This window comes from Gimesia sp., from assembly GCF_048262075.1.
In the GTDB taxonomy this organism is placed as follows: domain Bacteria; phylum Planctomycetota; class Planctomycetia; order Planctomycetales; family Planctomycetaceae; genus Gimesia.
This window is the reverse complement of the sequence record NZ_JBLXFK010000003.1, coordinates 22,384-37,937: the sequence shown is the minus strand read 5'-3', so window position 1 is coordinate 37,937 and position 15,554 is coordinate 22,384. Positions and strand designations below refer to the sequence as shown.

Genomic DNA, 15,554 nt, shown 5'->3' with positions numbered 1-15,554 from the left:
CGTGTTTGCAACTCGTTTAATTTGTCTATCTGCTCGGTAGAGAGATTCCTTTTGATCTTTGGCGAGGTTTTAAAGTTCCCAGACTGGCTTATCGCAGTTCCCGCGCAGCTGAACGATCTTCCATTCACCGCTACGAAGTGCGGTGCTGCGGCCCTGTCGCCAGAAAAAATCAGAGTTTGGTAAGTCCATTTTCTGTTTCAGCAGGAACGGAACGAGATGACAGCCATCCAGATTATGAGGGAGGGGGCACCGGCGAGTGTCGCACAAGTAGAGAAAATATCCAAACTGCTGACTGGAGCATTGATTGTCTGTTTTGACGCGCGTGTGCCTGTCCAGCGCATCAGAAAGGGGACACGCAATCCTCCTTCATACATACTGCCTCTTTCGCCTCGTAAGGGGAGATTACTGGAAGTCAATTCCCGGGTGGGGCTACCATTATCGCTGAGGAAGATAATGAGCGTTTTTTGCTCCAGACCCAACTGTTGAACCTGTTTGAGAATCTTTCCGTTACTTTGATCCAAAGATGAGAGCATGGCTGTAAAGATGCGTCGATGGATGTCTTCGATCTGTGTAAAACGCTGCATGTCTTCCTTTTTCCCCTGCAGTGGACTATGAACGGCATTGTAAGCGAGATACAGAAAAAGGTTTGCCGTGGTGGCGGTCAATAAAACTGACGGTCTCGCGTGAGAAAGCATCAGTCAGATATTCGGATTCAGTTTCAGGCTGTCCGTCTCGAATGAGGGGATTGTTGGCATCATAATCGGGCTCGTCGGTAAGGAACGCGATGATGTTTGGTGGCTCTGCTGCAGGCAATGTGTTGAAATTGAAGATCAGAACGAAGTAGAGGGCGAGTAATGCAAGTGGTTTCATAATTGTTCCAGCATTATATGAATGTATTTAACAGAATACACAAACTGAGAAATGAAATTCAGATTCTTGATAGTGATTCGCAAAAGGAAGATTTCCACGAATATAGTTTAATTCGACAGGACTCGATTTACGGAGTGGGGGGAGTGTTCTGGGCTGTGACTGGAGAGGTCATCGCTGAGAGCTTATACTGATTTCCGTTAACCGAAGTATTTAGATCTCATTGAAACGAATCAATCGATACTGGAACTGAAACATGCCTTTACTGGGAGCACACCAGTCCATTGCTGGTGGATACTATAAAGCCGTCGATACGGCAGCCACATTTGAAATGGATTGTGTCCAGATCTTTACGAAAAATAACAATCAATGGCGGGCCAAGCCGCTGACTGACAAGGATGTTAATCTATTTCGAGAACATCTGGAGACGACTGGAGTCGGGCGCCCTTGTTCTCATATGAGTTACCTGATCAATCTGGCCAGTCCGAAAGATGAACTTTGGAATAAATCGATTGATGCCGTTGTTGTGGAACTGCAACGTGCCGAAGCATTGGGACTGGAAGGTGCTGTGATGCATCCGGGGAGCTTTGTGACTTCCAGTGAAGAAGAGGGGCTGGCTCGCATTGTGACCGCCCTCGATCGGATCCACGAGGAGACCGAGGGATTTCAAGCACAAATCTGGCTGGAAACCACAGCCGGCCAGGGATCGAACCTGGGCTTCCGATTCGAACAGCTGGCCTATATGCTGGACCAGGTTCAGGACAGGGAGCGACTGGGAATTTGCGTAGATACCTGTCATATCTTTGCTGCCGGATATCCGCTGATCAAAAAGTCGGAATATAAGTCAACCATGACTGAACTGGACGAGATTATTGGCTTTGATCGTATCCGAGCCTTCCATTTAAATGACAGCAAATGTGAATTTGGCAGCCGCAAGGACCGCCACGAAAATATTGGTCGTGGTTTTCTTGGATTGGAACCGTTCCGTCATCTGTTAAATGATCCTGTATTTCAAGACCGTCCGATGTATCTGGAAACCCCTAAGGATGAAGAAGATGGGGTGCCTCTGGATCAGATCAATATGGATACACTGCGTTCACTTTGCAAAAGCTGATCGATTTCTGAAAAGACTGGTAAATTCCAAAATACCCTCTCATGCGATTAAAATCGCCCAGTCGATATAGGGTAACAGGCAATTGGTCGAGTGCTGTTGCGCGCTCGATGAATCAGCTTCCCTGAACCTCAACCCCCCATTGAGGTTACTACCCGCGACCCAAGCAGAAGATCGGTCCTCGTCTAGATCTCTGCAAGCAGATGACAGGATTTGTCGTTGTGAAGATCGGCCTACTAAATCAAAATCTACCAACGGTATCTTTTTCTCTGGTACTGTTGAGTTGCATCACCGCTGGTTGCCTGAGTCAATCTGCAGAAATGATTTCACAGCAAAATGGGAAAGCAAACGAGGCGCTGGTCGCATCAAAATCCAGCAGCAGCTTTAACTATTTTGCGCTAAAAGAAGATAAATCAAAGGAAGAAGTGTCTGCAAAGGTTAAAATCAGTGGCACTTCCCCCGTTGATGAATTAGAGGATCCTACCCCAATAGAGCTGACGTCACACTCAACCCCTGCAGAGAAGCAGCAGGCTGAAGGAAATTCATCACAGCAATCTTTACACAAACCTGTCACCGGTCTCTCAGAAAACTGGCGATCAAAATCATTAATTGCATCGGCAAAACGGTATCCAGCTGAGATTGCCAAAAAATTCGATCAGAAGACCGAACGGCTCAGACAGGCATCCAGTTCAATATCTCAGGGAATTAGTTCGGGAATTCAACATATTTCGAACGAAGCGCCTGTGGATAAAGTAGCAGAGCAGGATCAGTCTCAAGGGTCGTCCACGGGGAGGAAAACGCAGAACAACTCAAATTCTGCTAATACACTTGCTAATGCCAAAGAAGTTGATCGCCTGCTCGCGGAGTCAAATCAACAGAATATACGAGCAGAACTGACGGAATTGGCAAAAGATCTGCATCAGGATCTGGATCAGACCGCGCCTGCTTTTGAGGATGTGAACCAGGAAATGCGGAGATTGCAAATTAACTCCATTATGGATCGCGCCCGACGTGAACTGGGTGAGAAAAACTATGAGTATGCAGGATTTCTGGCAACGCAGGCATTAGAGTCGAGTTACCGGGGGCATGTTGCCTTTGGCCTGGATGAAGAATCGCCCCAAATGCTGCTGGAGAAAATTAAAAAAGAGGTCAGCTCGATTCCACCGACTGAAGTAAAACGTGTTGAGCATGCAGAACCGGGAGCAAAATCGAACAGTGGTCAGTCGGTTCCTAATTTTCAATTTACTCCATCGCGTGTTCATCCCTTAAGACGCCGGGCAGCGAATCAACCTGAAATCCAGGAAACTCAGCCGAAAGTCAAAACTGGTGGCAGCGATGAACTACCTCTGATTGTCCCTCGAAATCTGGGGCTACAGCCTCAGAAAATTCAGATCCAACCACGTCAAGCTGAAATCAAACAGAAAGCACCTCGCTCTGGCGGTATATCACTGGAACCACCCTCTTTTGATTCTCAGCCCGAAGTAGAACTCGACGTACCACCTGTAAAGAGAATTGAGCAGAAAAAAACCGATACAGTGGGCTCTGCTCCTGCTTTAAAGCTGGAACTGGAAGATGTTCCCGATGAACTACCAGCTAAAATTCAACTGAGTGGACCTGAGGCGATGACTGAACAACCAGTTATTGAAGAGAAGAGGTCGACCGGCCCACAGTTGATGTTACCCAAGCTGCCTGCGGTGCCAGGAGATTTAACTTCACATGTCACACCCGGGCGGGATACCTCTGCTGCTCCTGTGAATTTTCGTTCAAAAATTCAGGGAGCCCGTCAGGACCAGACATTAAAGAATCTCCAGGAACAAAATTCCAGTGGAGTGCGTTCTCAGGCTCAGACCAGCCTGACTTTAGATGAGATCGAGTGGGATCTGGAAGAGCGAAAGAGGCCGAGTCGCACAGCTGGTTGGTGGGGAATGCCCGCACTCTTGATGATTGCTGGAGGTGCAATCATTTTACTGCTGTTGTCTATTATCGTCATCCTGCTCAAACGCGGAACAGGTTCCAGCTGAGTAGCATGGAATCTGGACACCCGCAAACAGTGGAAGAAGTATTGGTCTGAACAGAGATCTGTATCAGGTTAATTTTCTGGCTTCGTGATGAACTCGCCTCCGCTGATAAACATTCCGTTCTCACACGGGGTGCACCACATGATTTGCACACGATACTCAAATTCGCGTGTTTCACTGGCCAGCTTTACATTGACTTCACCCGGATTCAGCATGCCTTTATGCAGCAGTCCAAGTCCCTGACGGCTGATTTCCCGCGTCATGGCTGAAATGGTATTGCCACGCGCTGTTTTGACTTCAGCTGGTACTGAGAGCTCCAGTCGATCTACATCGCGAATGTTAACGGAATCGCTCTTACCAAAACTTTCCAGTACATGTTTCAGGTCGTCCATCGTGGGACGGCTCCAAGGGGTTTCTTCCATTGAATCTACTCCTGCTATGAAGTCATTTTTCAAGTGTTGATTCGTGATCTGCTTCGAATCTGATATTGAAATATAGAATATAAAAATAATTGAGGAGTTCCTTAGTTTCAGATTCCCGGTGGAACTCGATTCGGAATGGGCTCTGGTGAAACGTGTGGGGGTTCGTCCAGATTCGGCGATTGTGATAGTTAAACCCTGACAGTTATAACGCCAGGCGAACTCACAGAGGGTCAGCAATGCGTAGGTGTTGTAGTGGTTATCCACCCTGTGAAGGTGCGAGTTGTAACAGTCATTCCAAAGGCACCAGCTGATTCTGCTATAACGCCTGAGGATTGGAAATTCCGAATGACGCTCTATTCGTTGGCGGTTCGATATTAAACTGTGATGGTCGCAGTAATTAATAGTTCTAATCAAGGTGGCCGTTTTTTTGTATTACTTCCAGTGATCCATGAACGTGTGCGGACCATTGATTTCTTAGAAATGTGTACTTGAACTGACTCAAGCAAGAGAAAGCAGATTGATCTACCAAACCTTATGATGATCTCTTCCTTCTATAAAAAATACAGCAGGCAACTAATCTGGGGCGTTTTTTGTACGCTGCCGATTCTGACATTTCTGGCAGAGTTATTGCCTTCGAATAATGATATCGAAACCTGGTTGCCTAAAGATTCCGATGTGCGAATCGTCTATGATCGATTCAAAGCAGAGTTCGGAGCGGAAGAAGTTGTGCTCGTTGCTGTACAAGGCGGACTGGGTCAACCGTCACTGGTGGAAGCGACGGCCGGTCGTATCGAAGCGTTACCAACTGTCAGACAATGCTGGACCCCCGAGCGACTCAAGACGATCCTGAACGAATTTAAGGTGGAGCCAGAAGAAATTGATCATCGGCTGAACGGGCTGTTGATGAATTCCGAGAAGAATGTAGCAGGCATTCTGGTGCTGCTTTCTGACACAGGAATTAAGAACCGGGCCGGGACGGTACAGGGGATTCGCGAAAAGCTGGAATACAACCAGTTAACCGGAAACGAAGTTCAACTGGCGGGTGCTCCTGTTGTGATTGCAGAACTGGATCGGCTAGGGAGTCAGAAGAACAATAAAAAGTTCTTTATCATCACGTTACTGATCAGCCTCGGTCTGTTGTATTATTCTTTCCGGGAGTGGAAGAAAACACTGGCAACCCTGGGATTAACTATCTGGGCCATCAACCTTACAACTGCGATGATTTATCTGGGCGGTGGAGAAATGAATTTCATTCTCGGTGCCCTGTCAGTCATGGTAATGGTCTTTACACTGGCGATCTCAATTCATGTGCATCACTATGTTGCCAGTTGTATCGACGATCCAGATCCCTTGTCGGCTGCGTTAAAAATCGCCTGGAAGCCCTGCGTACTGGCAACATTGACCACGACGATTGGTCTATTTTCCTTAACTGTCAGTGAAATCGGGCCTGTGATTCAGTTTGGGTATGCTGCCTCAGTCGGGACATTTGTGTCGCTGATTACGGGGCTGGGACTGACACCCGCTGTATTAACACTGTGGCCCATAGACCCGAAAACGGTTCACGCTGGGGAACAACGCTGGAGTTTTCATCGCTGTGCAAACTGGCTGATCGACCATTCCGGACGCGTTTCTTTCGCGACAATTATCCTGGTAATGATTACGGGAGTGGGGCTGTTCAGTCTGCGAACGAAAATCGATCCGCTGGATTTTCTGCCAGCAGAGGGACGCGTTATTCAGGATGTGCGTGCTGTTCAAAATAACCTGACGGAACTCGATTCCATCGAAGCGATTGTCGACTTCGGGGATGCAGAGATTCCTTTCATCAAAAAAGTAGAGCATATCTGCAAGCTGGAAGCACTTATTCAGCAGCATCCCGCTGTACGACATACAATGTCTTTGGCCAGTTTTTTTCCGAAGCAGTTTCCTGAGAGTCCCTTCGAGACCGCCCGACTGTTATCTCATGCACAGTCGGCTCATGGAGACAACGATTTCACTTCAGATGGCGAACGACTCTGGCGGATTTCAGCGCGAATCAGCAGCGACGCCGATCTGCCACAGGATCAGGTGTATGATGAACTCGCCGTCATGATCGATGATCCCAATGTGATTTTGACAGGAGTAGCACCCCTGCTGAGGCGGGCACAGAACCAGATCTTTACCGGGTTCTGGGAAAGTTTCTCGATGGCGTTTGTGATCATTACTGTGGTGATGATCGTTTCTCTCCGGTCCATTAAGGCCGGGCTCGTGGCAATGGTGCCGAATCTAACCCCGATTTGTATCGTGTTTGGTATACTGGGCTGGTATCAGATTCCCATTGATATTGGCATCATGATGACAGCCAGTATCGCGTTAGGGATTGCTGTGGACGGTACCTTCCATTTTCTCGTACGTTACCAGAGTCAGTATCGTCTAACCGGAAGTTCAGCGCAGGCATCACGGGATTCTCTGCTGATGACAGGCGAACCGATTTTTACAGCGGCCGTCATTACGGGAGCAGGTATGCTGGCCCTCACGTTAAGTAATTTTGTTCCGACCGCCCGATTCGGATATATGATGACGTCTCTACTCGTAGCAGCTTTGGTCGGTGACCTGGTATTACTTCCCTGTCTGCTGGCATTGCGACCGGAAAAATCCGAGGATCAGAATGATACTGATCACACAGACAGGGAACAATCTTTTCAAGGTCAGCAGCACGCCCCTCATTTCCTCAAGCAGCAGCTGGAAACGAAAGATCAGTCTGGGAAAGCAGTTGCATAATTTCTTTTCCTGCCCTGGTTCAATTGCTGGGGTAATCTGATGGCTTTTCCTGACCCCTAGATTGATATATGAAGACAGTTCATTATCATTGAGGGTCCCTCGACCCAAGGCGGGTTCGCTTCTGAAGAACAGCAGGTCCATTCAACTTCTTTTTTCCTGAATTGATCTACGAGATCGTACACTCAGAAGCATTGCAGACACCAGTTATAACATCACGACTCACTCTAACTTTCAGATCACAGCGGAATACAACATGGGATTTCATCTGATTACAGGTGCTACAGGATTACTAGGCAGATATTTAATTCGAGACCTGGCTTCTGCAGGGGTTCCGCTTGCTGTCCTGGTTCGTCCCACGCGGCGAATGACCGTCGATCAGCGTATTGACATGATTATGGCGTTCTGGGATGAGCACCTGGGGCGTGAATTACCTCGCCCCATGGTATTGGAAGGTAATATTAATGAAGAAAATCTCGGGTTAAGTGCTGAGCATCTGGCATGGGCGACAGAGAATGTTGATCGCATTCTTCATTCAGCAGCCAGCCTTTCCTTTTACAGCACCAGCCATGAAAGTGAGCCCTGGCGCTCCAATGTAGGGGGAGTGCAAAAAGTTCTCGACTTCTGTAAGACGGCAAATATTAAAAAATTTGACCATGTATCAACGGCGTATGTCTGTGGTCTACGATCCGGTAAGATTATGGAATCGGACGTTGATGTCGGACAGGAATCCGGGAATGATTACGAGCGAAGCAAGCTGGAAGCAGAGCTGATGGTACGGAGTGCAGAGCATATTGAATCTCTCACCGTCTTTCGTCCGGCGATCATTATTGGTGATTCCAAGACTGGTTTCACCAATACGTTTCATGGTTTTTACGCTGCCTTGCAACTGGGGCACACATTAACCCAGATGCAGTCACCAGATGAAACCGGACGCTATTACGCGAAATCACGTTTTACATTGAATGGGGATGAGTCCAAAAACCTGATTCCCGTAGACTGGGTTTCTGCAGTGATGTCTCATATCATTACTCACCCCAAGCTTCATGAAAAGACATATCATCTGACACCACTGCATCCCGTGCAATCTCGTCTTGTGCATGATGTTCTGGAAGCGACCTGTAATTTCTATGGGTCAGAATTTGCCGGTGCAGGGGTTGAACTGGACGATCCTACCGAAGCAGAACGACTCTTCTACGACCATATCCGCGTCTATAATTCCTACTGGCGGGATGATCCCGTATTTGACAGTACGAATACTCAAACAGCGGCACCCCATCTGCCTTGCCCGCACGTGGATCGCGAGCTGTTGACGCGCCTGTCACAGGCCGCCATTGATATGAACTTCAGCTGGAACGACCGCACGCCACACCGTTTTGAGGTCAAGTAGCCCAGGGGTTATTCATACGGGGCTTCGGATTGCTTGGCGGTTCAGGCGATGGAACTTCTTCCGTTGGGACTTCTATAGCCTGTGGTTGGGGAGGAGGCAGGGGTTCGTCTTTCCGTTGAACCACTTTGTCCAGGATGCCGTTTACAAACTGAGAAGAATTCGCGCTACCGAATTCTCGTGCCAGCTCGACTGCTTCATCAATTACAACCGGAGTAGGTGTGTCCGTGTGTAACAACTCGTAAGAGCCCAGTCTGAGAATATTTCGGTCAGTGACCGCCATCCGTTTGAGGGTCCAGTTTTCAGCAACTCTAATGATATGCTCATCAAGTTGCTGTTTGTACTCCATGACGCCTGTAAACAGCTCCCATGCGAAGGTGCGTGTCGTTTTATTACGTCCATGCTCTTCGATCATCTCGCGGATCTCATTGATAGAGATATCCGGGTTCAGATCGATCTGATAGAGCATTTGAACGACTAAGAATCGCGCCTGTTTTCGCAAGGACATGGGAATTTCGCTAGTATAGAAAGAGGATGTTATTTAGGTCATTAAAAGTCATGTCGTCAGTGACGACAGAGTGGTGTCTGCAGTTTTTCTTACGCCTGGCTCTGATCAATTGATTGTAAGAGATTGACCATTTCAATGGCAGCCAGGGCGGCTTCTCCACCTTTGTTACCAACTTTTCCACCAGCACGATCCATCGCCTGTTCCATCGTCTCGCATGTCAGCACACCAAACAGCACGGGCACACCACTTTCCTGGCTGCTCCGCATGATGCCTGCTGCAACCTGATGATTAATATAATCATGGTGCATTGTGCTTCCCTGAATCACGGCACCCAGACAGCAGACAGCCTGGAACTTACCACTTTTGGCCAGTCGGTCCGCCACGAGGGGCAGCTCAAATGAGCCGGGAACCCAGAGTACAGTGATATTTTCTTCGGAACCGCCATGACGACGAAACGTCTCCAGGGCGCCTTCGAGCAGTCTGCGCGTAATCAGCTCATTCCAGCGGGAAACGACAATCGCGAAACTCGCTTCACGAACCAGTAAATCGCCTTCAATCAGTTTATGCTTCATCGGGGGGGTAACTTATCAATCTTCAGTAAAAACAGCGGTCAACAGAACGGGGAGTGTCAGTCTTTGAACCGGAAATTCGGTCTTCCCGCGGTTCAATACTGACTAAGATAACAACGTACTTATGAGTCTCAACAGACTGTACTCTGCCGGCAGCAGATTAGCCCAGGTTCATACTCAATAAAAATTCTTCATTTGTCTTGGTACGACGCATACGGGTGGTGAGCAGCTCCATGGCATCTACCGGGTTCATATCATTGAGTACACGTCTGAGTATCCAGACTCGGCGAAGTTCTTCCTCATCCATCAGCAGTTCTTCGCGGCGTGTTCCCGATTTATTGACATCAATTGCCGGCCAGATGCGTTTTTCAACCATTCTGCGATCCAGATGCAATTCGGTATTACCAGTTCCTTTAAACTCTTCAAAGATGACTTCATCCATGCGGCTACCAGTATCAACCAGTGCAGTCGCAACAATGGTCAGGCTGCCTCCTTCTTCCACATTCCGGGCTGCACCGAAGAACCGTTTGGGATGCTGTAATGCATTTGCATCCACACCACCGGAAAGAATTTTTCCGGAGTGCGGGACTTCGGTGTTCCAGGCACGGGCGAGACGGGTAATCGAATCGAGGAAGATGACAACATCTTCGCCATATTCCACCATGCGTTTGGCTTTTTCAATGACCATTTCCGATACCTGAATATGGCGGCTCGGTGGTTCATCAAAGGTACTGCTGACGACTTCGCAGCGATCGCCGCCTACCTGACGTTCCATGTCGGTCACTTCTTCAGGGCGTTCGTCAATCAGTAAAATGAAAACATAGGCATCGGGGTGACTTCCGAGCACGCATTTTGCCATTTCCTGCAGCATGACAGTCTTACCGGCACGAGGAGGCGAGACAATCAGGCCACGTTGTCCCATACCGACGGGAGCAATCAGGTCCACGATTCTGGTACTCAGATTGCCTGCAGACGAGGAAAGTCTGAGACGTTCTTTAGGATGCAGCGGAGTCAGATCATCGAAGAAGACCTTGGTTGTCAGGATCTCCGGATCACAGCCATTCACGGCTTCTACCCGCAGCAAAGCGAAATATCGTTCGTTCTCTTTGGGAGGTCGAATCTGGCCGGCAACGATCGCTCCCGTTCGCAGGCCAAAGCGGCGAATCTGGCTGGGAGAGACATAAATATCGTCGGGACAGGGGAGGTAGTGATAATCGGGGCTGCGAAGGAAACCAAAACCATCCGGCAGGATTTCCAGAGTTCCTTCTCCAAACATCAGGCCATTGACTTTGGTCCGCTCTTTCAGGATTTTGAAGATCAGATCCTGTTTTTTGAGTCCCGTATATTCTGTGAGGTTCTCTTCTTTCGCCAGCTGCATCAGATCTTTCATCGTCAGTTTTTGCAGGTCGGCGATGTGAATCTCACTCTGTTTGATTTTCTCGTACCGTTCATCTGCTGCTCTGGTAATGGCAGATTCGCGCTGATTCCGCGTGACTGGTTTTTCCCGTTTGGAGTCTTGATCCAACTCGCTGATATTTTTTGAAGCCACTGTTCCGTCATTTTCAGATGTCTGAAGTTTTATGGATTTGGCCATAGTGAATGCTTTCCGAATTACAAAATTTAGTGAGATGAAGTCGTGTGGAGTTCTGGAATCAATATAGATGTGTTGAACGCGAAGATTAATAAACCTCTGGAAAGGTACTCTGACTGAAAAGGGATCAGTGGATGTTTATGAATTCATCAAGGATGAGTTTTCTTACTTTTAGTACGGATACTAACCAGAGATGTTGATGAGACACTTTCAGTTCGTGATTTAATCTGTCATTTTCTGATTTAGAATGGAATCGATGAATTTCGAAAGCTCAAGACCAGCAGATTTCAGGTCCTGTCCATTATGGATCACACCATTTGCCAGATTACGTTTTTCTGAGAGAGGCAGTTGGTGTTTCTCCCGATTTATTAACTCTGTTTCTGACCAACCCCGGTTTTCAGTGACTCGTTTGAGGCGTTGCTCGAAAGGGCAGTCGATATATACGATTTGATCACACAACTCTCTCCAGCCCGCTTCTATGATCACGGCGGCATCGACCAGGATAACATCGACCTGATTCAGAGACCGGGCCGCTTGAATTTCCTGTTCCAGCCTGCGATGGATTACAGGGTGGACTATGGATTCGAGTTGTTTTAATGATTTTTGATGTTGTTTTGATTCTCCAAAAACAAGTCTGGCTAGTTCAGATCGAGAAATCTCTCCCCGAGCATTGAACACCACAGATCCAAACTGCTCTCGAATTTTCTCTTGAATATCAGGTAATTCAAGTACCTCATGTCCAATCCGATCTGCATCTATGACGAGAGCAGGCCGAAGCGATTTGACTTTATTGGCAACCGCACTTTTGCCTGATCCGATCCCTCCAATCAGGGCTAATGTGGGAATGAATGTATGACGAGACACAAGATGGTTGTGACAACTTGCAATGGTGGAAAATGGTTTGTTTACACATTCCTTCGCAACAGAAACTTACCACACAGGATGTTTATGATTGCTGAATCCCTTAGCAACTGGTAGATGAGACACATAGGCGTGCATTAATATCGTTACCGATGGCGTACAGGTTGTCAACAAAAAAAAGGAAAGAACACTACTTTACACTTAAATTTTATATTTCAGTCGGACAGGTCTCAAATCCTCAATCAATGCTCCCAGTTCTGTTGAATATTCCGCTCAAAATTTAAGTTATGTTCAGTAATTATTACGGCTGGGTAATTTGCAGGGAGCTCTGTTCCAGCCAGTTGAGTCCGCTAGACATATCCACAATCAGAGGAACTTCGAGGTCCATGGCTGATTCCATCTCTTCCCGTACGATCAGGCCCAGAGTGTCCAGCGCGATGAGCGGAACTTCGAATACCAATTCGTCGTGGATCTGCATGAGCATGCGGCCTGGATGCTGTTCCTGTTTGATGCGATCGCTGACATTCAGCATTGCCTGCTTAATCAAGTCGGCGGCAGATCCCTGAATAACGGTGTTGATCGCAGTTCTTTCGGGCATGTTGAGCTGTTTCTGTACGCCTCCCCGGACCCCCTGGATCTCTCGTTTTCTGCCACAGATCGTGCTCACGAAATTATGTTTTGCACAATCTTCGAGGATCTGATCCAGAAATTCTCTGACACCCTGGTACCTGGCAAAATAGTCTTCGATGAATCCAGCAGCTTCAGATTGAGGAATACCAATGGCTTCTGACAAGCCAAATGGGCTCTGACCATAAATGACACCGAAGTTGACGGCTTTCGCGGTACGGCGCATGTCACTGTCAACCTGTTCGTGGGGAACACGAAAAATGTCGGAGGCAACGGCGGTGTGAATATCCGCGCCTTCGCGGAACGCCTGGCTCAGTGCGACATCTTGACTCAGGTGAGCCAGGACCCGGAGTTCAATCTGTGAGTAATCGGCACAGAGCAGCCTCCAGTTCTCATCCTGGGGGATAAATGCTTTGCGAATCTGTCGTCCTTCTTCTGTTCGAACCGGGATGTTCTGCAGATTGGGATCACTCGAACTCAGTCGGCCTGTGGCGGCTACGACCTGATTAAAGCTGGCATGAATTCGACCTGTTTCTGGATTTACAAGATCCGGCAGCGCGTCCAGGTAAGTGCTCTTCAGCTTGGAGAGATGTCGATGTTCGGTGATTTTGGCGGGCAGCGCATGCAGCGGTGCGAGCTTCTCCAGTACGCTCTGATCCGTACTGGGGCCGGTCTTTGTTTTTTTGAAAACGGGTAAATTCAGTTCATCGAATAACACCGTGCGAAGCTGCAGTGGGGAAGCAATGTTGAATTCATGCCCCGCCATTTCGTGGATTTCGCTGATCAGAGTCAATAACCGTTTCTCAAGCAGTTGGCTCTGCTGCTTCAGCTCTGTAATATCGACTTTGATTCCGGTAAATTCCATTTCGGCCAGAATGGGAATGAGCGGACGTTCGAGGTCCCAGTAAAGATCCCATAATCCAGCGTGTTTGAGTTCTTCCTGCAGGATTCTGGAAAGCTGCCAGGCGATTTCCGCATCTTCGACAGCATATTCGGCAACTTTATCGACATCGACTTCGAACATCTTTTTCTGCTGTTTGCCGGAGCCAATCAACTCGGAGATAGGGATCATGGTATGGTTGAGATACCGCTCTGACAGTTTGTCGAGACTGTGTCCTCGTTCCCCGGCACTGATCAGGTAGCTGGCCACCATGGGGTCGATGCTGATTCCCTGCAGGAAGACCCCTGCACGCATCAGTACGACCATGTCATATTTAATATTCTGATTAGTGATCAGGATTTTGGGATCTTCCAGGATCGGTTTCAGATGTTCCAGAACATAGGAGGGATCCAGGGCCGACTGGCCTGAGGGGCCTTCGACAGGAATATAGAATCCGCGGTGTCTTTCCCAGCTGATAGCCCAGCCCACAATATCCGCTTCTGCCGGCTTTAATCCTGTCGTTTCCAGGTCAACACAGAATTCGTCCTGTTCTTTGAGCAGTGTAAGGAATTTCTCAAACGCGGATTTACTGTCGATAGTTTCACGGACCCGTTCCACAGGTTCCGCGGGGGCTTTGGTCGAGGGCTCTTTCTTCACCTCTTCAGCGAAGCGGCGGAATCCAAAATCAACGAATAGCTGATGTAACCGTTCGCGGTCAGGGTGTGTCAGCCGGGAGGCTTCCCAGTCGATATCGAGGTCCAGTGACTGATTCAGCGTAACCAGTTCTCTCGACATGCGGGCCTGATCGGCGAATTCTTTCAAGTTTTGTTGTAGTTTCGGCCCTTTTGCTTTGTCCGCATTGGCCAGAACACCTTCCAGGGTTCCAAACTGTTCGATCAAAGTTTGCGCCTTTTTGGGACCAACCAACGGTACTCCAGGGATGTTATCTACACTGTCGCCGACCAGAGATTGGAAATCAATCACCTGGTCAGGTCGGACGCCCCAGTCGGCCTGAACCGCTTCCGCATCCATAAACTGATTTTTGCGTATATTGTACAGGCGAATGGCTTCATTGATGAGTTGTCTGGCATCTTTGTCATTGGTGACGATTGTGGTTTCAATCCCTTTTTCATTCGCCAGACGGGCAATGGTCGCAAAAACATCGTCCGCTTCCCAGCCGGGACATTCGATGACGGGGACCTGAAACCCTTTGACGACGTCCATGATATGGGGGATTTGCGGAACCAGATCTTCAGGCATCGCAGAGCGATTGGCCTTATATTCCGGATAGAGATCGTTACGAGTGCCTGGCCCACTGGAGTCCATGGCAAAGATTAAATAGTCGGGTGAGTGCGTTTTGATAATGTTCAGGATATCGCGGGTGATGCCGAATATGGCATTGGTGGGCTGTCCCGTGGGGCCGGTCATTGCCGGCACAGCATGAAAAACCTGAAATACCAGAGAAAACGTATCAATGATGTAAAGTGTTTCTTTCATAAAGATTTAGCTTTACCTGAAATTTTAAAAAGGGATTGCCGAAACAGGAAACATGCAGATGTTGTATTTTCAATGAGGAGCAGATGCGGTTGAGTCAGTCAGCGACTCTGCGGCCTGCCCGGTTCATTATTGGTGAGTGTGGCGCTGACCGCCATCAACAGACCAGTGGAACTCAAAACTCAATGAAATCTTTTCGTCTTGTTGCCAGAGAACTCCGGGTTACTGGTGTTTTGTGTAGTCTATGAGAGGACAAGTCAGAGGAGAAGTGCAAGAACGAATTCTCTGCACACTAAGTAGAATCAGAATGCTGCTTGACACTGGTTTTTCTGCATTTAGAATAAAGTAAAGCAGGATGCTGGTTTTTCAATTTTTCAGAATTATCTCTACACCGGCTCTCCGAGGCTCCTCAGAGCCTGTAATGGAGCATGGCTGAAAATCTTTTACACATCAGACGCGAACCGC

The 15,554-nt window shown here is 48.2% G+C and carries 12 protein-coding genes; 4 read left to right on the top strand and 8 right to left on the bottom strand.

Annotation, left to right across the window (positions count from 1 at the left end; translation table 11 throughout):
- Positions 1-197: 197 nt before the first annotated feature.
- Both ACN0YH_RS07545 and ACN0YH_RS07540 read right to left on the bottom strand, forming a co-directional pair.
- The gene (locus ACN0YH_RS07545) at positions 198-695 is read right to left on the bottom strand and encodes a sulfatase-like hydrolase/transferase (RefSeq protein WP_417378958.1); all 498 of its coding nucleotides are present in this window, start codon (positions 693-695) and stop codon (positions 198-200) included.
- A complete protein-coding gene (locus ACN0YH_RS07540) occupies positions 610-870 on the bottom strand; it encodes a hypothetical protein (protein ID WP_417379360.1) in 261 nt (86 codons plus the stop codon). Before ACN0YH_RS07540 ends, ACN0YH_RS07545 begins: the two co-directional genes overlap by 86 nt.
- 253 nt (positions 871-1,123) lie before the next feature.
- Here ACN0YH_RS07540 and ACN0YH_RS07535 point away from each other — a divergent pair, with 253 nt between their 5' ends.
- A complete protein-coding gene (locus ACN0YH_RS07535) occupies positions 1,124-1,981 on the top strand; it encodes a deoxyribonuclease IV (RefSeq protein WP_417378957.1) in 858 nt (285 codons plus the stop codon).
- Between the two features lie 218 nt (positions 1,982-2,199).
- Positions 2,200-3,999: a hypothetical protein gene (locus tag ACN0YH_RS07530; protein WP_417378956.1), complete on the top strand. Its 1,800-nt coding sequence runs from the start codon at positions 2,200-2,202 to the stop codon at positions 3,997-3,999.
- A gap of 68 nt (positions 4,000-4,067) precedes the next feature.
- On the opposite strand, the gene ACN0YH_RS07525 is transcribed toward ACN0YH_RS07530, so the two are convergent.
- The gene (locus ACN0YH_RS07525; protein WP_417378955.1) at positions 4,068-4,418 is read right to left on the bottom strand and encodes a PilZ domain-containing protein; all 351 of its coding nucleotides are present in this window, start codon (positions 4,416-4,418) and stop codon (positions 4,068-4,070) included.
- Positions 4,419-4,952: 534 nt separating this feature from the next.
- Between ACN0YH_RS07525 and ACN0YH_RS07520 the strand changes: the two genes are divergently transcribed.
- Together ACN0YH_RS07520 and ACN0YH_RS07515 are read left to right on the top strand one after the other, a co-directional pair.
- Positions 4,953-7,175, top strand: a complete 2,223-nt coding sequence (locus ACN0YH_RS07520; RefSeq protein WP_417378954.1) for an efflux RND transporter permease subunit — start codon at positions 4,953-4,955, stop codon at positions 7,173-7,175.
- 253 nt (positions 7,176-7,428) lie between these two features.
- Complete coding sequence (locus ACN0YH_RS07515; RefSeq protein ID WP_417378953.1) at positions 7,429-8,562, top strand: SDR family oxidoreductase; 1,134 nt, start codon at positions 7,429-7,431, stop codon at positions 8,560-8,562.
- Here the strand turns inward: ACN0YH_RS07515 and nusB are convergent.
- The 5 genes from nusB to polA form a co-directional block, all read right to left on the bottom strand.
- Complete coding sequence (gene nusB / locus ACN0YH_RS07510; protein ID WP_417378952.1) at positions 8,555-9,067, bottom strand: transcription antitermination factor NusB; 513 nt, start codon at positions 9,065-9,067, stop codon at positions 8,555-8,557. The two genes, ACN0YH_RS07515 and nusB, sit on opposite strands and share 8 nt — an antisense overlap.
- An 89-nt stretch (positions 9,068-9,156) precedes the next feature.
- A complete protein-coding gene (gene ribE / locus ACN0YH_RS07505; RefSeq protein WP_417378951.1) occupies positions 9,157-9,639 on the bottom strand; it encodes a 6,7-dimethyl-8-ribityllumazine synthase in 483 nt (160 codons plus the stop codon).
- A 157-nt stretch (positions 9,640-9,796) separates the two neighbouring features.
- Positions 9,797-11,230, bottom strand: coding sequence for a transcription termination factor Rho (gene rho, locus ACN0YH_RS07500; protein WP_417378950.1), 1,434 nt, complete (start codon positions 11,228-11,230; stop codon positions 9,797-9,799).
- Between the two features lie 219 nt (positions 11,231-11,449).
- Positions 11,450-12,091 carry a dephospho-CoA kinase gene (coaE, locus tag ACN0YH_RS07495; RefSeq protein ID WP_417378949.1) on the bottom strand — a complete coding sequence of 214 codons (642 nt, stop codon included), beginning with the start codon at positions 12,089-12,091 and terminating at the stop codon, positions 11,450-11,452.
- A 298-nt stretch (positions 12,092-12,389) separates the two neighbouring features.
- A complete protein-coding gene (polA, locus tag ACN0YH_RS07490; protein WP_417378948.1) occupies positions 12,390-15,092 on the bottom strand; it encodes a DNA polymerase I in 2,703 nt (900 codons plus the stop codon).
- Positions 15,093-15,554: the final 462 nt, after the last annotated feature.